Raw genomic sequence first — 20,204 nt, 5'->3', positions numbered from 1 at the left:
CACCACCGGATTTTGAGTCCGGCGCGTCTACCAGTTCCGCCATCCCGGCAAAATACCTGCACATAATAAGGGGTCTGCCCGCCCTAAGCAAGACCGGGCAGATAACCAGAGATTAACGCCATCCCCAGCCTGGGCCTCCCCACCAACCCCAAGGTCCCCAAGGACCGCCATACCAGCCACCATTGATAAAGACCGTGGTCGGTTCAGGTTCTTCCACCGGCCACAAATACACGGTACTGGCTTGCAGAGTTGGGTAGGGATACCCGTACCCTCCAACCTTTTCCACCTGCACCCCAGTCACCGTACCCACAAAGGTAAGCTCCCGTCCCGCCGCATAAAGCACCGGGTCGTAGAACCCTGGAGCACAGGCGATAAACCGCCCTTCATCGGACTTTTTCTGACCCAGATAAGGCCGCCCATCCTGACGCAGGGGCAGCGCCATTACCGTAAAGCACGTCTCCTGAGCCTTCGGCTGCGCCTGAATCAGCGTGCCCCCCCAGCGCACCAGCTTTCCGTTTTCCGCACCCGTCTGCGCCTGATGCGGTGTAATGGGCGGGAACTGCCCACTCACCGGCGTAACCGTTGCGCACCCCCCCAAAGCTATCGCCGCGATCACACCCGTCAATGCCTTCACTATGTTCATTGTCCCCTCCTGCAGCATCGCCATCGTTCACAGACAACCACCACAGTATAGACCATCTTCCCGAGCACATTACTGTGTCGACCCAAGTGCTTGCAGGGCGCTACACAGCCCGTTAATCATCCACAAAGGCGCCACACCAGCAGAGCGTCATATCCGTCTGCGCCGTGGGAACAGCACGTCAGTGGCACTGACCTCGGCTATACCTGGGCCTCTTCATCACACCGTCTTACACGGCCCAGGACAACTCCGCACAGAGCCCGCCACCGGCGGAATTGAATAGGCGCAGGCGCATCCCCTGCGCCTCTGCCAATTGACGGGCAATAGCCAGACCAAGGCCACTGCCCTCACTATGCCCTCGCGCATCATCCAGACGAATGAACGGCTCAAAAACCTTCTCCAGATCCGCCTCCGGAATCCCCGAGCCAGCATCGCATAGACGTAACAGGAGATGCCCCGGCGTTTTCTGAAACTCTGCCGTCACCCTCCCGCCACCGTAACGCAAAGCATTATCCAACAGATTGGACAACAGACGGCGCAAAGCCTCCCGGTCTCCCCGGAAGGGATAACGACGCGGTAATGTTGCCTCCCAGTGGCCGCCCTCCCGCTCGAAATCTGCGCCCACTTCGGCCAGCAATACCATCAGATCAAAATCTGCCACCTTCGCCGCCATACCGCGACCCAGCGCAAGAGATTGGGCCAGCAGTTCATCCATTCGCTCCATATCCTGCAGCATACCGTCCCGAAGACGCTGCGGCGTAGTCTCCGGCAACAGCTCCCAAGCCATACGCAGGCGCGCCAGCGGTGAACGCAGATCGTGGGAAATCCCGGTCAGCAATAACGACTGATGATTAACCATCGCCTGCAAACGGGTTCGCAGATTAGCGAAAATATTGAGGATATTCTGGAACTCATAAGCACCGCCACGCGGCAAACTCGGCAGCGGTGCCTTTAACGATCCACGCAATGCCTCTGAAATCACCCCGAGAGGCCGTAATACCCGACGTACCAAAATCATCGTCAACACCAACAGTGCGAGTGTTGAAAAAGCCAGCACAAAAATCATGGCAATGGGCAGAGACGAGGCCAACCGCCCTCGGTCAAAATGTACCCAAACCGTTTGACCGGAAACAGTAACCGGCACCCAAAACGTACGCACGCTCCCGCCCAAAACGTCCACATGCACAGGTTCTCCTAAACGTCTGGCCAGCGCACGACTTAGCAACCAGCCGTATATATGCCCATGGGTATGCTTTATAGAACGGTCCAGATGCGCGGCAATTTCTACCCCATTGTCGGCCCGCAGGCTGGCTAAAAAAGCGGGGCGCTCTTGCGGAGACAGTTCGGCATAGGTTTTCGCACTGATCACAATCAAACCTGCCAGGTCCTCTGCCGAGCGCTCCGCCAGGGGATAAAGTACCGTGGCGACAATCATGACCAACGTCAAAACCTGCAGCACGACAATGCCCAGCCCCAAAGTCCAGGCCGTCTGCGAAAACAAACTACGCTCTCGCCAAAAAATCATGCGCTCGGAGTAAACCGGTACCCGGCACCGCGCTCCGTCTGCAAAAAGCACGGTTGCCGGGGGTTATCTTCAATCACTTTGCGCAGACGTGTCACCCGCACATCAATACTGCGGTCGAAGCGCCCATCCTCTTCTCCGCCCAACAACTGCAGTAAAAGATCGCGACTCAGTACGCGCCGCGGGCGCTGCGCGAAGACCAGTAACAGCTCCATTTCCGCCGGATTCACGTCGACCTCCGCATTATCGCGATAGAGCCGTCGCTCGGCCACGTGCAAACAGAAATCACCAAAGTGGACTTTGTCGCCACCCTCATCTTTCCCGCTACGGCGTAACAAGGCCCGTAGACGCGCCAGCAACTCCCGTGCATTGAAAGGCTTTGCCAAGTAGTCATCGACGCCGCTTTCCAGTCCAAGGATACGTTCCTCATCCTCGCCACGGGCCGAGAGCATAAGAATAGGAGGCCCCCCATCCTTACTGCGCAGATCCTTGGCGAGACTAATGCCATTCTGTCCCGGCAACATCCAGTCGAGCACCATCACATCCACCGGCCCTGCCGCCAGTTGTTGACGCATCTGCTGCCCATTGGCCGCCAACAGTACCGCGAAACCCTGAGATTGGAGAAACTCCCGTAGCATCGCCGCAAGCCGCTGATCATCATCCACTATTAACACGACCGCCATCCTAGCCTCGCAATATCCTGAAAACAGGCACCGCCGCATCCTCGCCTTCTGCCTCAACGAGGAGACGTTTTCCGGAAATATTCTCGAAATATGACGGACCCATTATAGCACCATAGGCAGCAGCGGTACTCAAACCAAAAGATAGAGTGGAGCGAAAAATCAGGTAGTCCGGCATCAGCCGACGTAGTCAAGGCGGGCGGTTGCAACATAAGTTTTGTAGCGGTTGTTTTGCGGCTATTAGACGGACTCCGGTCCGTCTTTTTTTGTTCAAAGGGCATGTACATCCGCCAGGATTGAAGCGGCCCTCACCCCGAAAATATTTTGAACAGGAAATATTCCAGAAACAAAAACAGCGTAACCTTCATTGCCATGGCGGGGGCGAAAGCCCCAAATCTCTAAAGCTGGGGGGTTGCCCGACACAATTTATCACACTGATGGCTAGAGGTCACGGTCCTTGGGTATGAAACAATTTTGTAGCGGTTGTTTTGCGGCTATTAGACGGACCTCTGGCCCGTCTTTTTTTATGCCTCGAAAGCGATGGTATACTGGCCCGACTCGCTCAAATAAGGATGCCGCATGGACCCTAAAGCACACAGCCTCGTCTGGATTGACCTGGAGATGACAGGTCTGCGGCCGGAACAGGATCAGATTCTGGAAATCGCCACGTTGGTCACGGACAACAGCCTGCGAATTCTCTGCGAAGGTCCGGTGCTGGCCGTACATCAGCCGGAATCCGTACTCGCGGCTATGGACGACTGGAACCAGCGTACCCATGGTGCTTCCGGCCTCTTGCAGCGGGTCCGTGATAGTCGCCTGGATACGGCTACAGTAGAAACACAAACCTTGGATTTCCTGCACCAGCATGTTACAGCAGGCACCTCACCGATCTGCGGCAGCAGCGTATGTCAGGATCGCCGCTTTTTAGCCCGCCTGATGCCGCGGCTGGAGCGCTTTTTTCACTACCGGATGATTGATGTGAGCACCGTCAAGGAACTCGCCACGCGCTGGTATCCGCATCTGCCCAAATTCCCAAAAGCCGAGCGCCACGAAGCGCTGGCCGACATCCGCGAATCCGTTGGTGAGCTCGCTTACTATCGCGAACGGCTTTTCCCGCAAGCACCTTTGCCAAACTCCGGGGCTGAAAACACAGAAACTGAATAGACGCCGTCTGCTGCCTCTTCCCATTCCAGAGGCATCACCACTTATGAAATGCGTGCCGGTCTCGACGTCGGCCCAGTGCAGGCGCATCTGCTCCGATGTTAAGATGGCGATTTACAGCCGTTCAACAATTTGGGCGGGCTGGATGCAGTGCTTATCATGGAGGCGCCAACGCAAGTGGATATTGATCTCTTCTATGAACTCGCCGTACCAGCCCATCTGGGCCGTAGCGAGGCCCAAGCTTATCATGAAACCCTGGATGAGCTTAGCCTCGCCGACACCTTGGGTTTTCACGGCGCCTGGCTTGTGGAACACCATTTCATGCGCGAATACTCCCACTCCAGCAGCCCGGAAACCTTCCTCGCTGCGGCCAGCCAGCGCACCAAGAACCTGCGTCTTGGCCATGCCGTTGTCGTCCTGCCCTACAATCATGCCGTCCGTGTTGCGGAGCGCGCCGCCGCCCTGGATATTCTCAGCCATGGCCGCCTGGAGATGGGCATCGGCCGAGGCTTTTCCCCTAAAGAATATCAACTTTTTGGCAGCCAAATGGCGGACAGTAGGCTGCACATGCAAGAAGGGCTGCAGATCCTTCGCCAGGCGGGTGGCGAACCCTTCAGCCATCATGGAAAACTCTATAATTTCGATGAACTGGATATTCTTCCCAACCCCCTCCAGCAACCCCATCCACCGCTGTGGACGGCAGCCGTGAGCCCGACGACTATCCAATGGGCAGCACAGGAAGGTATCGGCGTGCTCTCCGGGCCGTTTAAACCCTGGTTCCTCATCAAACAAGATCTTCGTGCCTATAAAAAGAACTGGCGACAACACCACGGAGAAGGTCCTTTGCAAGCAGGTCAAAACGCGGGTTTTGCCATGACCATTGGCTGCCTGTGTCTGGAGGATGCAGCGGAGGCACGGCGCTGGGCCGAGGGCTTCACCTGGTATTACCGGCGGCTGCTGGACCAGACGCGGCCGGTCCTCGCACAGCTAAAGGAAAGCTATGAATACTATCATCGTCTCGGCTTTCTCGAACCGCTGCTGCGCCGTGGCCTCAATTTGCGGCTGCTGGAAACTATGGGCATGGTCGTCGTTGGCGACCCGGCTACCTGTCGCCAACGACTGGCCCGCTATGCCCGGGCCGGGGTGAATCGCCTGATTTTGGCCGTGGGTGCCGGGATGGTCCCCAGCCAAATCACCCAGCGCTCGTTGCGCTTGCTCGCCGACGAGGTGTTGCCTGCTCTGCGCGGTCCTTACCCCCACTGATGCAGGTGCTGGTCACTGGCGCGGCGGGACATACGGCGGCAGCTCTGCTTCCCGCCCTGCTCGCCCGGCCGGATATCCACCGGGTCATCGCACTGGATCGTCGGGCACCCGCAATGCAGCATCCACACCTGCATTACCTGCCTTTGGACATCTGCGATCCGCAGCTTGTCGAGCACCTGAGCGGCGTGGATTGTGTCATCCATCTCGCCTTTATAGTGCTGAGTCCGCGCCTCGGGCCGCAACGGCGCTGGCGTGAGGAGATGCGCCGGATTAACCTCGATGGCAGTCAGCATCTGTTCCGTGCGGCGGCAAATGCCGGTGTACCGCAAGTCATCTATTCCAGCAGTGTGGCGGCTTATGGCGCCTGGCCGGACAACCCGGTTCCCATTGCCGAAAGCCAGCCTTGTCGGCCTGTGCCGGGGTTCGCCTATAGTGAAGACAAGGCTGCACTGGAGCAATGGCTGGATGTGTTCACGACCAGCCAGAAGAAAACCGTTGTTTCCCGCCTGCGCCTGCACGCCATTATCGGCTCTCATGGGCAGGCCTTGGTGAATGAGATTGCGACGAGCCCTTACGGACTACGTCTACTCAACCCAGACTTGCCCATCCAGTGCCTCCACCAAGACGATGCGGTCACCGCGCTGCTTGCAGCACTAAGTTATGGACAGGGTGGTATCTTCAATATTGCGGCACCCGATCCCATCCCCTGGTCCAGCATTCCCCGCCGCTGGCAGCTACCACTTTCCCCCAGGCAACTGCACCGGGTACATACCTGGCTACGCCCTTTTAGTACTGGCCTCGGCGATCCCGGCTGGCTGCAAGTGCTGGAAAACCCACTGATTGTCGATATTACCCACGCCCAAAAGGCACTCGGGTGGCGTCCCCGTTATGATGTACGCCGCAGCGTCGCCCAGGTGCGCGATACTGGTGGGCAGAGTCCAATACGCCCTTGGAGCGGCTGAGCGTCCGTGGCAGAATGGCTCATGAACTTCGCTCAACGTGTCCCCGCGCCGGCTCAGATTCAGCGTCATCATGATGCTTTGGTCAATCGGCTCAGCCAGCACAGCGGTAACTATCGGGACCCCGTCCAGACGGTTCCGTGGGAGAGCCTCGACGCGGAAACGGCCTGGCTCCCAGAAGAATTGCTATCACTGTACGGATTGCCCGAATATGTGCAATTGAGCCCAGAGGAACGCATTCGCCTCTCCCAAGTCGAGTTCGTCTCTTTCTGCGAGCTGGGGCTGTGGCTGGAGGCGCTGTTCATCCAACGCCTGGGCGCAAACTCGCTCCAGGAGATGTACCGCGACCCGGTCAGCTATCACTATCAGCTTCATGAACTGCGGGAGGAGGTGGGGCACAGCCTCATGTTTCTGGAATTACAGCGACGTTCGCAACGCCCATTTATGACCCCGTTGAGCGCCCGCCCGCCCTTGGCGCGTCTTTTCGCTCGCTACGCGCCCGAGGGCTCGGCCGCTTTTTGGGCAACCATCCTTATCGGCGAGAATGTACCGGATCGCATGAACCGCCTGATCTTCGCCCACAAAGAACTACCCGCTGCCGTGCTGGCTATCACGCATGTTCACATGCGCGAAGAAGCGCGCCATATGGCCTTCGCCCGCACCACCATTCAGATGCGCAGCCAAGCCATGAACCGTGTGAAAAAACACCTGATCAGCCCGGTGCTGCGCGAGGTTTTCCGCCAGTTTCTGCGGACCTGCTTCTTTCCATCCGAACAGGTCTATGCAGCGGCCGGGTTGAGCGATCCACGAATCTGGGCAAGGCGCGCGCGCCACAACCCACACCGTATTCATCTTATGAATCAGTGTGCAGCACCCAGTCGCGATTTTCTGCGTACGCAAGGCTTTGCCTTGTGAACGGCCGTTTCCTGTTATAGTTTGAAAGTTATGGAGAATAAAATGCGATTCCATCCTGGAACTATCCTCGCTTCCCCCGACGCGCAAGCCATCTTCGAATCTGGAGAAATTGATCCGCAGGAACTGCTGCGTCATCACGTCTTGGGCGAGTGGGATGAGGCTATGGAAGAAGACTTAATTGAAGCCAGTGAAAAGGCCATTCGCGACGGCGGGGCGGTCGTTAGTACCTGGCAGGTAAGCGGGTATACAATCTGGATTCGTACCGATGCTGGTCGGGAAACCACTATTATTGACGTTCCACTCGACTCCTGAGGTGTGCCATGGCGGTATTGCAGATTGCGACCCAGCCCTTTGCCGATCAACGCCCCGGCACCTCGGGGCTGCGTAAAAAGGTCAAGGTGTTCCAGCAGCCGCACTATCTCGAAAATTTTGTTCAATCCATCTTCAATGCCATTCCTGATCGCGCCGGGGAAACCCTTGTTCTTGGTGGCGACGGACGTTTTTATAACCGTGAAGCCATACAGATCATCCTCCGGATGGCTGCAGCGAATGGCTGGGGCAAAGTCATTGTCGGACGGGGCGGACTCTTCTCCACACCCGCCGTCTCTACAGTCATCCGCGCGCGGAGTGCTCACGGCGGCATTATCCTCAGCGCCTCCCATAATGCCGGGGGGCCTGACCACGACTTTGGCATCAAGTACAATACGGCCAACGGCGGACCCGCGCCGGAAAAGATCACCGATGCCATCTGGGCTGCCAGTAAATCCATCCAGGGTTATCAGATTCTGGAGAGCGCGGATGTCGATATCGACCATGACGCGAAGTTTTTGCTGGGTGAGATGCAGGTAGAAGTCTGCGACCCGGTAGCCGAGTATGCAGAACTGATGGCCCGCATTTTTGATTTTGACGCGCTGGGACGGCTCTTGCAGGGGACTTTCCGGATGCGTTTTGACGCGATGCACGCCATTACCGGTCCCTATGCCCACGAGATTTTTGAAAAGCGTCTGGGGGCACCGGTGGGCACAGTGGTCAATGGTATCCCGCTCACGGATTTTGGGGGTGGCCATCCCGATCCGAATCTGGTCTATGCCAAGCCCCTGGCCGACGAACTTTTCGCGGAGAACGCACCCGACTTTGGCGCCGCATCCGATGGAGATGGCGACCGCAACATGATCCTGGGACGCCATTTTTTTGTGACACCCAGCGATTCGCTGGCGGTGCTCGCAGCCCATGCCACCGCGATCCCCGCCCACCGCCAGGGCCTCAAAGGTATCGCCCGCTCCATGCCCACCAGCCAGGCCGCGGATGTGGTCGCTGAAGCCCTGGGTATTGCTCACTATGAAACGCCCACCGGCTGGAAATTCTTTGGCAATCTGCTGGATGCGGGCAAAATCACCTTTTGTGGCGAGGAAAGTTTCGGCACCGGGTCGGACCATATCCGTGAAAAGGACGGACTCTGGGCGATACTGGCCTGGCTCTCAGTGATCGCGCATACGGGCCAATCCGTGGCCGACATCGTCACCCAGCATTGGCAGCGGTTTGGGCGTCATTACTACACGCGTCATGATTACGAGGGACTTCAGGTGGAAACGGGCGAGCAGATCATGCAGAGCATTACCGCCCAATTGCCAGTGCTCCCCGGTCAGACTTTAGCGGAACGTCAGATCCTGACCGCCGATGATTTTGCCTATGCGGACCCCATCGACGGCAGTGTCAGTGCGCATCAGGGCCTGCGCCTGCTCTTTGCCGACGGTGCCCGGGTGATATTCCGCCTGTCGGGCACGGGAACCGAAGGCGCCACCTTGCGTATTTATCACGAGCATCTGGAGAAGGACCCGCAGCGCCAGCAGCAGGACCCGCAGCGCGCCTTGCGCGAACTGATTCAGCTCGGCAGGAATCTCACACGAATAGAAACCCTCACGGGTCGCAAGGCCCCCACTGTTATCACCTGATAAAGGAGTCCGATCATGATGAATTATGAAAACGATAGCGATAATGGCATTGGCTACAGCGCCCTGGGGATCGCCTTGCTGGCAGGTGCAGTAGCAGGTGCGGTCACCGCCTTGCTCTTTGCCCCACAAACGGGCGATCGCACCCGCAAACAATTGCGGCATCAGGCCAATCGCGCCTGGGATCGCGTCGTTGCCTCGCGCGAGCGGATAAATGAACGGGTTGAGGAACTGCTCGACACCATCGCCATTTATAGCGAGGAACTGGTGCAGAAGGGCAAGGAGCTCAGCGACAGGGAGCGCCAACGCCTGAATGATGGTATTGGTCTTGCGCGTGGGGAGCTGGACCGTTTGCGGCACCGTCTTTCTCGTTTAGATTGACCGCGGCGGTGGGAGCGGCTATCCTCTGCGGCGACGGGGCGTAGCGCAGCTTGGTAGCGCGCCTGCTTTGGGAGCAGGATGTCGTAGGTTCGAATCCTATCGCCCCGACCAATCAATCAACAGCTTAGGCCACTTCTTTGAGGTGGCCTTTTCTACAACCCGCTTTCTTTCTACAACTCCGCCGAGAGGCTTGACGGTCTGCGTGTCTCTGGCGCGCACATAGACCTCTGTCATCGACCCGTCAGCATGGCCCGCAAGCGCTTGCGCATAGTCACGCCCAGCGGTTCTATTCGCGTCAGTGAGCGATTTGGCGCGGATATCATGGAAGTGGGCATCCTCCACACTAGCCCTGACACAAAGACGCTTCCAGGCCCATAGAGAACCATTTTCGCTGTATGGCTGCAGAGCTTCGACACACTGGACGACGCGTAGCCGATGAGCGACGAGGAACCCATCAGTCGTTATATCCTGCATAATCCTTCGGGTAGGGGTGTCAAGTTATTGTTATAATTCAGTATATTGAATGACTTAAGCCAGCCTGGCACCTCACCAGCAGGCATAGGTTTAGAGAAGAGATAGCCCTGCATGGCATGACAATCCAGTGTCTTCAGCAGCTGTAAATGGCCGACGGTTTCCACTCCCTCCGCGACCACTTCGAGACCCAGCATATTGGCCGTTGTTGTAATACCGGCAACAATAGCGAAGTCCCGCGGATCATTGAGGATATCCCGCACGAAGCTCTGATCCACCTTGATCGTTTGAGCTGGCAGTTTCTGCAAGTAGCTCAGAGAGGCACTACCGGTGCCAAAGTCATCCAAAGCAATGCGCAGACCCAAGTTATTGCAGGCTCGCAGGGTCTCCTGCGCCGTGGGGAAATCCAGCATGGGGGCAGTTTCCGTGACTTCGATCTCGCACATCTCAGGCGCGAGGTCAGGGTGCGCTGCCAGGGCAGCACGCATATCATTTAGAAACTCCGGATCCAGTAGATGGCGAGCACTGATGTTCATAGACATCCGTAATGGAAACCCATCGCGATGCCACTGTTCTCCCTGAGTAAGCACAGCATCAAGTACAAAACAGCCAATGCGCCGGGCCAGACGCGGATGATCCAGGGCGTTCGCAAATGCAGCAGGGCCAAGAATCCCGCGCTGCGGATGCACCATACGGATCAAGGCTTCAAAGCCGATCACTCCCTGGCAGGGCGCAATCCCTTGGCCGGGTGCCGACCCGTCGCGGGTCGACACCACCGGCTGGTAGTACATTATCAGCCGCTGCTCTTCGAATGCCTCCTGGGTCATCGTAGCCTCCTCCATGAGTTGTTCCTGTTGGGCATCATGGTTTTTTCATAGAATTGGTACTGGTTACGCTCACCATTCTTGGCAGAATAAAGCGCCATATCGGCATGTCGCAACACACTCTGTTGATCACCGTCATCCCAAGGGATGACGGTGATCCCAAGCTACCCGAAATGGTTACGCTGTTTCCATCCAAAAGCATCGGTTCGGCAATTGCCTGGAGCAAATGATTCGCCAACTGTTGCGCCCCTTCCATATGATGGATTTCGGGAAGCACCAAACCAAATTCGTCGCCACCAAGTCGGGCTATCGTATCCTCCGTCCGCAATGCCTCCCGCGTTCGGCGCGCCACCTCTCGCAGAAGAATGTCCCCCATATCGTGACCCAGGCGGTCATTCACCTGCTTGAACCCGTCCAGGTCCAGGATGCCCACTAGCAGAAGGGCTTCCTGTCGAGTAACCGCGCGAACCGCATGTTGCAGGCGATCCAAAAACAAGGCACGATTCGGTAACCCTGTGAGCAGGTCATGGGTGGCCTGATAGGCGAGATCTGCCGTGAGTTGACGTTTCTCCGTCACATCATGAAAAACCAGCACGGCCCCCAGAAGGGTGCCATCCCGTGCACGGATAGGGGCGGCTGAATCTTTTATGGCGCGTTCTTCTCCCTGTGCGGTAATAAGTATGGTGTGATTGGCCAGTCCGATAATTTTGCCTTCCTGCAATACTTGTTGAACGGGATTCGCCGCCGGGCATGGTCTCCTTCCCGGACAATCTTAAAAACCGTATCCAGTGGTTTCCCCAACATTTCAGTACGCGAATAACCCATCAGGGACTCGGCAACGGAATTAATGTCTGTCACCCGCCCGGAGACATCTGTAGTGACAACCGCATCACCGATGGAGTGCAGGGTAACTTCCGCCCGTTCCTTGGCTTCCCAGAGTAATGACTCCGCAGCAGCTTTTTCCTCTATTCTTTCACGAGCCATACGCCGGACTGTCAGGTAACCCACGGCCGAAAGCAGCAGAAGAGTGAGCATGGCGGCCCGGTCATACGGTTCCACCTGGCAGCCACCAGAACAGAACATGGCACAAGCCCGCTCCGGCCACAAGCGGGTAACCGGCTACGCGGTAGCCATGCGCCCAATCGCCACTGGTTAACGACCGTCGCTAAACCGTAGTACACATCAGATTGTGCACCCTGATGCGCAAACATGGATTGTGCGGCGATACCATTTTGCCGAATGCCAAAAGAGGTCTTGGTCGGAGGTGGATAACGGCTTTCCAGAACGCCCCCTTTGCGCAAGAGAAAAATAGAGCCATGTTGCGGCAACGGTAGAGCCGCCCAAAAAAACAACTGCCCATTCTGCAAAGGCAATAGCACTACCATCCGTAGAGGCTTGGACACGCCATGGTCAAGTATCTGCATCTGCAGAAACAGAGGCACCATCCACGCGCCTTCTCGTGTGTGCATGGACGTGCTTTGTACCGGTGGCCCCATACAAAATCCAGGAGAACGCCAACAATGATCGAGGAGACGGTGTTGTTCCGAGTTGATTTTGAGAGGAGGTTGCACACCCCTTCCAGATGGAGAAAGTAGCGCATCCAGCAAGCCCTTATCGGCGCCTGCGGCGACCGGGGACCCTTGCCATGACCGAACACTGATGGCAGCAAAATTATGTTCTAATGCCAGATACTTTTCGAGGGCTTCACGGGTGGTGATGTGATGGTTTACCCCTTCTCGATCGACCTCGTTTCCCAGTGTCAGCATGGAATTGTGTGCATCATTTAGAAACAGATGAGTGCCATCTGCAACAGCGGCAGCCATCGCCAATAGATTGGTGCCATACTGGTGGCGGATTTGCTGCCAATCCGCATAGCCCAACCATCCTCCGACCGCCAACACGACAACCAAAAACACCAGCCAGACGCGATTGAGCCAAGTTAGCATGGGCAAATGGAGTGACACATTTGCATAAGGGATATGCGACTCGATTCCATTTCTGGGGCAGAGCATTGTACCTGTTAGCTAGTACAGAAACGCAGAGTCTGCCACGTTTGGTTCACCTGAACCGGGAATGGCGTACTCCCGCCTGATCTGCTGGCCAGATATCAATCCCGGTCAAACAGCATCCGCAGTTCACGCCCGCCAGCGACAGCCCCATATAGCTCGCAATTCCAGACAACTGTACCGCGGTGGTGGTCCAGCCGGAAGGTAGGCGTTTTAGCCTTCTACAACACCTTTATACCCTATTTACAATACAATTGGTTATACTCAATGCCTTGCCGAATTGTAGAAACAGAAAATACCTGATATCTTCCCTCTATCCAAGTGCTTGCGCCACTTTGGCACAGTGCTTTGGGAGCAGGATATCGTAGGTTCGAATCCTATCGCCCCGACCAATCAAAGCAAAGTGAGCCATGTCTGAGTCCAGGGAAGTGGAAGCGGCCTTTTGGCGACAACCTTTGCCAAACCTTTTTCATGCGCTCGATAGCAGCCCTCATGGCTTGACAACAGAAGAAGCCGCTTCGCGGTTGGCGTCTTTCGGCCCGAACGCGCTGCGGCACGCGCGGCGCGGCACGCTCCTCCGGCTGTTTCTCTCCCGTTTTCGCAATCCCCTGGTCATTATCCTTCTGGTCGCCAGCGCGATTTCTGCCGTGACGGGCGACAGGGCCAGTTTCCTGATCATTAGCGCCATGGTGTTGATGAGCGTGGCGCTGGACACCGTGCAGGAATACCGCGCTGGGCAAGCAGCCGAGCGACTCAAGCGATCCGTCGCCGTGCGCGCCACGGTCCTGCGTGATGGTCGCCAGTGTGACATTCCGATTTTCGAGGTGGTGCCAGGGGATGCGGTGCTGCTGGCCGCAGGCGATTCGGTCCCCGCAGATGGGCGGCTAATCGAGGCACGGGATTTTTTTGTCAACCAGGCGCTCCTCACCGGTGAGCCGTACCCGGTGGAAAAACATGCGACTGAGCTTTCCGAGGAAGCAGATATGGACACCGCCGACAATGCGGCCTTCATGGGCACCTCCGTAATCAGTGGCAAGGCGACTATCCTGGTCTGCCGCACCGGCCTGGGCACTGCCCTCGGCGAGATCGCCGACAGCCTGGCCAGCAAGCCACCCCCGACTTCCTTCGAACGGGGCACACGCCAATTCGGCATGCTGATCATGCGCCTGACGGTTTTGCTGGCCTTATTCGCGCTTTTCGTCAACACCGCGTTTCACCGCCCTCTGCTGGAGTCCTTTCTGTTCGCCGTCGCACTCGCGGTGGGGCTCACGCCTGAACTCCTACCGATGATCGTTTCGGTTACCCTCGCGCGCGGCGCCATCCGGATGGCCAGGAAAAAGGTGATCGTGAAACGCCTGGCGTCGGTGCAAAATCTGGGATCGATGGACGTGCTCTGCACGGACAAGACGGGAACGCTCACCGAAGCGCATATCCGGCTCGAGCGCCATGTGGATCCCTTGGGGCGTGAGAGCGAGAGAGTGCTGGAATTAGCTTATCTCAACAGTCATTTCGAGACCGGGCTGAAAAGCCCTCTGGACGACGCCATTCTCGCCCATCAGGAAATCAACGTCAGCGCCTGGCGAAAAATTGATGAAGTACCCTTCGACTTCGAGCGGCGGCGGGTCTCCGTGCTGGTGGAAAAAAACGATAGCCGACTTTTGGTAGTGAAGGGCGCTCCCGAGGACATACTTCGACTTGCCGTGGCGTATGAGGTGGAGGGGGTCCAAACGCCATTCGACACACCAACACGGGATCGGGCAGGGGCATTGTGCGACGAGTTGGGACAGAAAGGCTTTCGGGTGCTGGGTATCGCTTGGCGAAGTGTGCCGCTTGACCATCCCCACGCCGTGGTGAGCGATGAAACCGAGTTGGTATTTGCCGGCTTCGCCGCTTTCCTGGATCCCCCAAAGGAAACAGCCGCGCGTGCGGTTCGCGATTTGACCCAAAGCGGTGTAACGGTGAAGATTGTTACCGGTGACAATGATCTGGTCACCCGACACGTCTGCGCGCAGATCGGCCTGCCAGTGAGCAGGGTCCTGACCGGCGCCGAGATCCAGAAGATGGACGACTTCGCCCTGCAAGCGGTGGTGGAAGAAGCGAACCTATTTTGCCGTGTTACTCCTGCGCAGAAAAACCGCGTCATCCTGGCCCTCAAAGCACGCCACCACGTCGTGGGCTTTCTTGGCGACGGCATCAACGACGCTCCCTCGCTCCATTCCGCAGATGTGGGGATCTCCGTGGACGGCGCGGTGGACGTAGCCAAGGATGCGGCGGACATGATCCTGCTCGAACGCGACCTCGATGTATTGTATGAAGGCATTCGAGAAGGGCGGCGTACCTTCGGTAATGTGCTGAAGTATATCATGATGGGTACCAGCTCCAATTTTGGGAACATGTTCAGTATGGCCGGTGCCACCCTGATCATCCCCTTTTTGCCCATGCTGCCGGTACAGATCCTGCTCAACAACTTCCTTTACGACCTCTCGGAGGTTCCGATCCCGCTGGACAATGTGGACGAAAGCTATTTATCGCACCCTCACGAGTGGGATATGGCCTTCATTCGCAACTTCATGATGGTGATCGGCCCGGTCAGTTCGCTCTTCGACTTCCTCACTTTTTATGTCATGTTGCATGTTTTCCATGCCGGCGAGAAGATGTTCCACACCGGCTGGTTCATCGAATCCATCGCCACCCAGGTTCTGGTAATATTCGTTATTCGTACCCGCTTTAATCCCTTGACCAGCCGTCCACACCCTTTGCTGGCGGGAACCTCATTAGCCGTGGTTGCCGTAGCAGCCCTACTGCCTTTGACCCCGATAGGCGCCACGCTGGGATTTGTGGCACTGCCGTTGGATTTCTTCGCGATACTTATGGCCATGGTCGTCGTGTACCTGATGGCGGTGGAAGGGGTGAAGAGATGGTTTTACCGACGCCTGGCGTAGCGCCCTGCTGAGGTTGGGCGCAAAGAAGAGAAAATAATAGCGACCTAAGCATGGTATGCCTGTGCATCAACCACGGCGGCAAGTTGATCGGGAGCGGCGTTTGCCCAAAGATGGAAATGTCCAAAGCGGCTCGCGAGTTTCTGTATAGCAGGGCGCCGCGGCGCCTGTTCGGGCGGTAGAGCTTGCGCACCCGTCATGAACAGCAGCACCGGTGGCGTCAGGCGCAGGGCGATCAATGGGAATGGATACCACCCACCAGCATCCTGTAAGGGATTTCCGTACCGCCGAAGATCCAACGATAGCCCTATCAGCAGCCACCTGGCTGTGGCCAGGAGGGCAGCCCCATGCCTCTGCCCTACCGCAAATCCCCTTGTGGCTTCGGATCAGCAGGGATCTCGCTGGATGTCCCAAGGGTCATCCTCGTCGACCCTGGGACCTTTGCGAATTGGCTGCGCTCCCACGGCAGACTGGGCGGTCAGGATAAGGTAACGCGGCTGATCAATGACTAGGCATTTCTTGCAAATTTGAAACGCCATGTGTTGGCAGTCCCGGGAAATTGATTTTTAGGATTATGACTTCTTGCCCATATATACGTCCACCAGTTCGCCGGGAAACAGGTTTATGTGTTCCGGAATCTTAAATTTGAAGAGAATTGGCAGCACCCTTACGTCCACCTTTTCCGTCCTTTGGTTGGACAGTTCGATCTTCGGCACCACATAGGGTTGTATCCGCACAAACTGCAACGGTACGCTGACATTGTTGAGACCTCGAATGAACATTTTCGCGGTCATATCTGCAGGCGCAGGTAATCTTGGAACCAATATCTCATCCAAATAGGCGCGGACCTGCAGGTAGGCGGTCTTCTTGCCCATCACCACGACCGGATCCATCCCCTGTGTATAAGTGCCGTAGACGCCTTGGGGGGATGCGTAACTGCCGATGGCGGTGCTGATACGGAGGATATCGCCGGTGACCGGCGCCCGCACAATATATTGCTGTAACAAGGCATTACTGGACGCGTAGGTCTTTCGCGCCGCATGATAGATAGCTTGTTGATTTTTGATGTCGTAACTCCAGGCGCCCGCCTGGGTCAGCGCATACTGCGCCTGCGTTACTTTGAGGTTGTTTTCGGCAATCAGGACAGAGTTTTGCACATTTTCCAGGGCAAGTTTGCTCACCGTCTGGGGATTGATGGCCATTTCCTTTTTGGTGATTTCCAGTTGTGCCTGCTGGTATTTCAGGCTGGCTCGGGCATATTCGACTTGTTTTTTGGCAATGGTCAGGGTTTCTTTGCGGGGCTCCGCTTTTAATTCCTGCAACAGGGCAAGGGCGGCCTGGGCCTGGGCCTTGTTCTGGGCCACCACTTCCTTTTGCACGGAGTCATCGATGGCGAAGAGCGGTGTCCCCTTCGCCACCGTCTGCCCCTCCTGGACGAAGATGCCGGTCACCCTTCCGGACACCTGAGGGTAGATGTTGATGTTTTCGCCATTGGCCGCATAACTCTCGATGATGCCGTTGGCGAATATTCCGTTGACGTAAGGGTTGTAGTTGGTGGCCAGAGGGGGTTGCGGCGGCGTTTGCCGGCTATATATGTAGGCGCTGACCAGGCCGATGAGGATCCCGACGATGGCCAGCCCGAAAAGTATCTTATTTCTCATGGTCCGCTCCGGTTCCGGGGACAATCCTGCCATCTTCCATGCGAATGATCCGCGTCGCATATTCGTAAATTCTGCTGTCGTGGGTCACGATGATAATCGCACGCTGCGCATTCAAAATATGCTCCTTGACGAAGGCGACGATTTTCCTGCCGGTGTCCCCATCCAGGGAAGCGGTAGGCTCATCGAAAATCAGCAGGTCCGGTTGGGCAACGATGGCGCGGGCGATGGCGACCCGCTTTTGCTCGCCGCCGCTCAGTTTGTAGGGCGGCAAGTTTTCTTTTTCTGCCAGACCGACGACCTGCAACGTTTTGCGCGCCTCCGTTAGACTCTTGTCCCAGGGCTCACGCCGGAGAATCAGGGGAATGGCCACATTTTCCAGGGTGGTCAGGCGAGGAAAGAGATGGTAGTCCTGAAAAACGAAACCGATGGTCTGCAGACGAAAGCCGGCCAGGGCATCACTGCCCAGCTTCCAGATATCCACGTCTTTGACCACCACGTCGCCGTCATCGGGGCGCAAGATGCCGGAGATGATGCTCAACAGCGTGGTTTTGCCGGAGCCGGAGGGACCGACGATATAGAGCATCTCGCCGAAGTCCACTGCGAAGCTGACCTCGCGCAGCGCGTAGGTTTGGTTCGTCGCTTCGCCAAAGGACTTCGAGATCTTCGTCGCAGTCAGGATCACGCTAACCCCGGAACACGTCAAAGGGGTCGATGCGGATGACTTTTCGAATGCCGATATAGCTCGAAAAGGCAGATATGATCAGGACCATGATGAAAGCCAGAAACAGGTTCTCGTAGGTGACCATGGCGGCGTAGTTGGCGATCTTCAGCTTGGCAATGGCGATCATGGTGGAGGACAGGAGCACGCCGAAGCCAAAACCCAGAAAGCCCACGACCAGCGACTGAAACACGATCATCTGAATCAGCTCGCCGCTTTTGGCGCCAATGGCCTTGAGGGCGCCGAAGTGCTCCAGATTGTCCAGGACGAACATGTAAAAGGTTTCTCCAGCGATGGACAGGCCGACGAGAAAGCTGATCAGGGTCATGATCAGGATATTGGTGCCCATCCCGGTCTGAAATTCATAGAACCGGTCGTTACGGGTGATGAATTGCTGATCGGTCAAGGCCAGATAGCCCAGTTGCTTTACCTGCTGCTCAATGGCGGCGATATTCTGGGTGCTTTTCGGCTGCACCAGGATGTAGGAAATCAGATAGCGGGTGGAGGGCAGGTCCTGGGTGGCGCGGTTATAGGTGGTATAGAGGGTCGGCAAGCCGAACAGGCCGGGCACCGGGGTGTGGGCCAGGGCCACGACAACCGCGCGATGATCATTGATCTCAAAGCTGGTGCCTATTTTTGGGCTGCCCAGCTTGGCGTAGTTGGCATCCTTGACCATGATGAAGGCATTGTTCTGGTAAATATCCATGATGCTGCCGGAAATGATCGTCGGCCGACCGAAGAGGCTGGCATCATCCAGACCGATGATGGTGGCGGACTGATAGGTGCCGTCATTGAGCTTGACGAGGCCCGCGCCCACATAAAATGGAACCGCAAACTTTACGCCGGGTATGCTGCGCACCGAATCCAGCACATAGTTGGGCATGGGGATGCTGTTTTGCGGGGTTTGGACCGCGGGGTCCATCACCCACATCCTGGCGCCGACATTCACGATGTTGGCCGCGGATTGATAGAGTATCCCGGAAAACATGGAGGTCATCTGCATCATCAGAAACACGGAGAAGGTGATGCCGATGACCAGCGTGGCGAATTTCCCCTTGTCATTGAGCAGCAGTTTCAAGGCAATGCGGAGCAGGCCGTTCATGGCTGTCTGCCTTTTGGTGCGCTGCCCTGGCGCCTGGCGAACGCCTGCCCGGAGCCGTTTTTGTGTGTGATGCTGACGGTCTTATGATTGCAAAACAGCCGGTTGGTAATGACCGCACCCATATTTCCCCAACCCCCGCCTGATTCCAGATAACCCTCGATCCTGTCGGCCCGCCAGGTAGAGATTGCGCTTCCTTGCAGCCATCGTGTAACGATACGCGATCTTCTCGCGTAAAGAAGGATAGGGGCGCGCGGTGGGATGTGCAAGGTTCATCGGTGACGGTCGCCCGCGCATTGGTTCGGCGGCGGGGATTTGAAGCCGCCCCCACGGGCGTCTACACTGAAAGCGTCCTCGCCACACCCTGTTTCCGGCGGCGCGGGCGTTTCCGGAGCGAGGGCCAACCCCGATGAAGGAATATCCGCAGGAAAATGAAAAATCGGCCGCCGCTTCTGTCCTTGGCCCCGGCGCCGTGCCCATTGTTCTCCGGGTCAATGGCGAAGCCCATCCCTTGCTGGTCGAGCCACGCACCACCCTCGCCGAAGCCCTGCGCGGCCCCCTTGGCCTTACGGGCACGAAGATCGCCTGCAACCAAGGGGCCTGCTCGGCCTGCACCGTCTGGCTCGACGACCTTGTGATCGCCTCCTGCAGCGTCCTCGCCATCGAGGTGGGGGAACGGCGGGTCACCACCATCGAAGGGCTGGCCGCGGGCGAGCGACTGCATCCCGTCCAGGAGGCCTTCATCGCCCACGACGCCGTGCAATGCGGCTTTTGCACGCCCGGTTTGGTGATGAGCTGCGCCGCCCTGCTGGCAGGGAACCCCCACCCGGGCGAGGCAGAGATCCTGACCGCCATCAGCGGTCATCTCTGCCGCTGCGGAACCTATCCCCATGTCCTCCAGGCCATTCTGGCCCTGGCCGAGGCGGAAGGAGATTGAGCATGAATGACGAATTTCCGCGGCGTCGGGAGAAATTCCCCTTCGGCCTCGCCCATCTGGGGCTTGATGAGGTGGAACG

Annotated in this window: 21 protein-coding genes and 1 tRNA gene; 11 read left to right on the top strand and 11 right to left on the bottom strand. The window is 57.2% G+C overall.

Annotated elements, in window-relative coordinates:
* Positions 1-112: 112 nt before the first annotated feature.
* The 3 genes from Q0C48_RS07950 to Q0C48_RS07940 form a co-directional block, all read right to left on the bottom strand.
* Positions 113-643, bottom strand: a complete 531-nt coding sequence (locus Q0C48_RS07950) for a Slp family lipoprotein (RefSeq protein ID WP_291523198.1) — start codon at positions 641-643, stop codon at positions 113-115.
* Between the two features lie 226 nt (positions 644-869).
* Entirely contained in the window at positions 870-2,141 is a 1,272-nt protein-coding gene (locus tag Q0C48_RS07945; RefSeq protein ID WP_291523196.1) for an ATP-binding protein, read from the bottom strand.
* Positions 2,142-2,161: 20 nt separating this feature from the next.
* Entirely contained in the window at positions 2,162-2,845 is a 684-nt protein-coding gene (locus Q0C48_RS07940; RefSeq protein WP_291523194.1) for a response regulator transcription factor, read from the bottom strand.
* 576 nt (positions 2,846-3,421) lie between these two features.
* Here Q0C48_RS07940 and orn point away from each other — a divergent pair.
* The 8 genes from orn to Q0C48_RS07900 all read left to right on the top strand — a co-directional run bounded on the left by orn (position 3,422) and on the right by Q0C48_RS07900 (position 9,581).
* On the top strand, positions 3,422-4,006 hold the full coding sequence (gene orn, locus Q0C48_RS07935; RefSeq protein WP_291523192.1) for an oligoribonuclease: 585 nt from the start codon (positions 3,422-3,424) through the stop codon (positions 4,004-4,006).
* A gap of 156 nt (positions 4,007-4,162) precedes the next feature.
* The gene (locus Q0C48_RS07930) at positions 4,163-5,266 is read left to right on the top strand and encodes an LLM class flavin-dependent oxidoreductase (protein ID WP_291523191.1); all 1,104 of its coding nucleotides are present in this window, start codon (positions 4,163-4,165) and stop codon (positions 5,264-5,266) included.
* Positions 5,266-6,228, top strand: a complete 963-nt coding sequence (locus Q0C48_RS07925; protein ID WP_291523190.1) for an SDR family oxidoreductase — start codon at positions 5,266-5,268, stop codon at positions 6,226-6,228. Before Q0C48_RS07930 ends, Q0C48_RS07925 begins: the two co-directional genes overlap by 1 nt.
* Positions 6,229-6,249: 21 nt before the next feature.
* Entirely contained in the window at positions 6,250-7,140 is an 891-nt protein-coding gene (locus Q0C48_RS07920) for a diiron oxygenase (RefSeq protein ID WP_291523187.1), read from the top strand.
* A gap of 42 nt (positions 7,141-7,182) precedes the next feature.
* Positions 7,183-7,452, top strand: a complete 270-nt coding sequence (locus Q0C48_RS07915) for a hypothetical protein (protein ID WP_291523186.1) — start codon at positions 7,183-7,185, stop codon at positions 7,450-7,452.
* An 8-nt stretch (positions 7,453-7,460) separates the two neighbouring features.
* Positions 7,461-9,092, top strand: coding sequence for an alpha-D-glucose phosphate-specific phosphoglucomutase (locus Q0C48_RS07910; RefSeq protein WP_291523184.1), 1,632 nt, complete (start codon positions 7,461-7,463; stop codon positions 9,090-9,092).
* A 15-nt stretch (positions 9,093-9,107) separates the two neighbouring features.
* Complete coding sequence (locus tag Q0C48_RS07905) at positions 9,108-9,470, top strand: YtxH domain-containing protein (RefSeq protein WP_291523183.1); 363 nt, start codon at positions 9,108-9,110, stop codon at positions 9,468-9,470.
* Between the two features lie 34 nt (positions 9,471-9,504).
* Positions 9,505-9,581 (top strand) — tRNA-Pro (locus Q0C48_RS07900).
* On the opposite strand, the gene Q0C48_RS07895 is transcribed toward Q0C48_RS07900, so the two are convergent.
* The 5 genes from Q0C48_RS07895 to Q0C48_RS07875 are packed head-to-tail and all read right to left on the bottom strand — an operon-like array spanning position 9,567 to position 12,711.
* Entirely contained in the window at positions 9,567-9,944 is a 378-nt protein-coding gene (locus Q0C48_RS07895; protein WP_291523181.1) for a tyrosine-type recombinase/integrase, read from the bottom strand. The two genes, Q0C48_RS07900 and Q0C48_RS07895, sit on opposite strands and share 15 nt — an antisense overlap.
* Positions 9,932-10,783, bottom strand: coding sequence for an EAL domain-containing protein (locus Q0C48_RS07890; RefSeq protein ID WP_291523178.1), 852 nt, complete (start codon positions 10,781-10,783; stop codon positions 9,932-9,934). Before Q0C48_RS07890 ends, Q0C48_RS07895 begins: the two co-directional genes overlap by 13 nt.
* A gap of 19 nt (positions 10,784-10,802) precedes the next feature.
* Positions 10,803-11,486 (bottom strand): diguanylate cyclase, encoded by a 684-nt coding sequence (locus Q0C48_RS07885; protein ID WP_291523177.1) that lies wholly within the window; start codon positions 11,484-11,486, stop codon positions 10,803-10,805.
* Positions 11,411-11,749, bottom strand: a complete 339-nt coding sequence (locus tag Q0C48_RS07880) for a PAS domain-containing protein (protein WP_291523200.1) — start codon at positions 11,747-11,749, stop codon at positions 11,411-11,413. Before Q0C48_RS07880 ends, Q0C48_RS07885 begins: the two co-directional genes overlap by 76 nt.
* Positions 11,750-11,760: 11 nt before the next feature.
* Positions 11,761-12,711 carry a hypothetical protein gene (locus Q0C48_RS07875; protein WP_291523175.1) on the bottom strand — a complete coding sequence of 317 codons (951 nt, stop codon included), beginning with the start codon at positions 12,709-12,711 and terminating at the stop codon, positions 11,761-11,763.
* Between the two features lie 470 nt (positions 12,712-13,181).
* Here Q0C48_RS07875 and mgtA point away from each other — a divergent pair, with 470 nt between their 5' ends.
* Positions 13,182-15,713, top strand: a complete 2,532-nt coding sequence (gene mgtA / locus Q0C48_RS07870; RefSeq protein WP_291523172.1) for a magnesium-translocating P-type ATPase — start codon at positions 13,182-13,184, stop codon at positions 15,711-15,713.
* Positions 15,714-16,057: 344 nt separating this feature from the next.
* Positions 16,058-16,222, top strand: coding sequence for a hypothetical protein (locus Q0C48_RS07865; protein ID WP_291523170.1), 165 nt, complete (start codon positions 16,058-16,060; stop codon positions 16,220-16,222).
* Between the two features lie 60 nt (positions 16,223-16,282).
* On the opposite strand, the gene Q0C48_RS07860 is transcribed toward Q0C48_RS07865, so the two are convergent.
* The 3 genes from Q0C48_RS07860 to Q0C48_RS07850 are packed head-to-tail and all read right to left on the bottom strand — an operon-like array spanning position 16,283 to position 19,191.
* Complete coding sequence (locus Q0C48_RS07860; RefSeq protein ID WP_291523168.1) at positions 16,283-17,371, bottom strand: biotin/lipoyl-binding protein; 1,089 nt, start codon at positions 17,369-17,371, stop codon at positions 16,283-16,285.
* Positions 17,361-18,053, bottom strand: a complete 693-nt coding sequence (locus tag Q0C48_RS07855) for an ABC transporter ATP-binding protein (protein ID WP_291523166.1) — start codon at positions 18,051-18,053, stop codon at positions 17,361-17,363. Before Q0C48_RS07855 ends, Q0C48_RS07860 begins: the two co-directional genes overlap by 11 nt.
* A gap of 1 nt (position 18,054) precedes the next feature.
* Positions 18,055-19,191: an ABC transporter permease gene (locus Q0C48_RS07850; RefSeq protein WP_291523164.1), complete on the bottom strand. Its 1,137-nt coding sequence runs from the start codon at positions 19,189-19,191 to the stop codon at positions 18,055-18,057.
* A 406-nt stretch (positions 19,192-19,597) separates the two neighbouring features.
* Between Q0C48_RS07850 and Q0C48_RS07845 the strand changes: the two genes are divergently transcribed.
* The gene (locus Q0C48_RS07845) at positions 19,598-20,125 is read left to right on the top strand and encodes a (2Fe-2S)-binding protein (RefSeq protein ID WP_291523162.1); all 528 of its coding nucleotides are present in this window, start codon (positions 19,598-19,600) and stop codon (positions 20,123-20,125) included.
* Positions 20,126-20,204: the final 79 nt, after the last annotated feature.

The sequence above is a fragment of the Acidithiobacillus sp. genome (genome assembly GCF_023255755.1).
Lineage (GTDB): Bacteria > Pseudomonadota > Gammaproteobacteria > Acidithiobacillales > Acidithiobacillaceae > Acidithiobacillus.
Note: the sequence above shows the minus strand (reverse complement) of the source record. Positions and strands in the feature narration are given on the sequence as shown.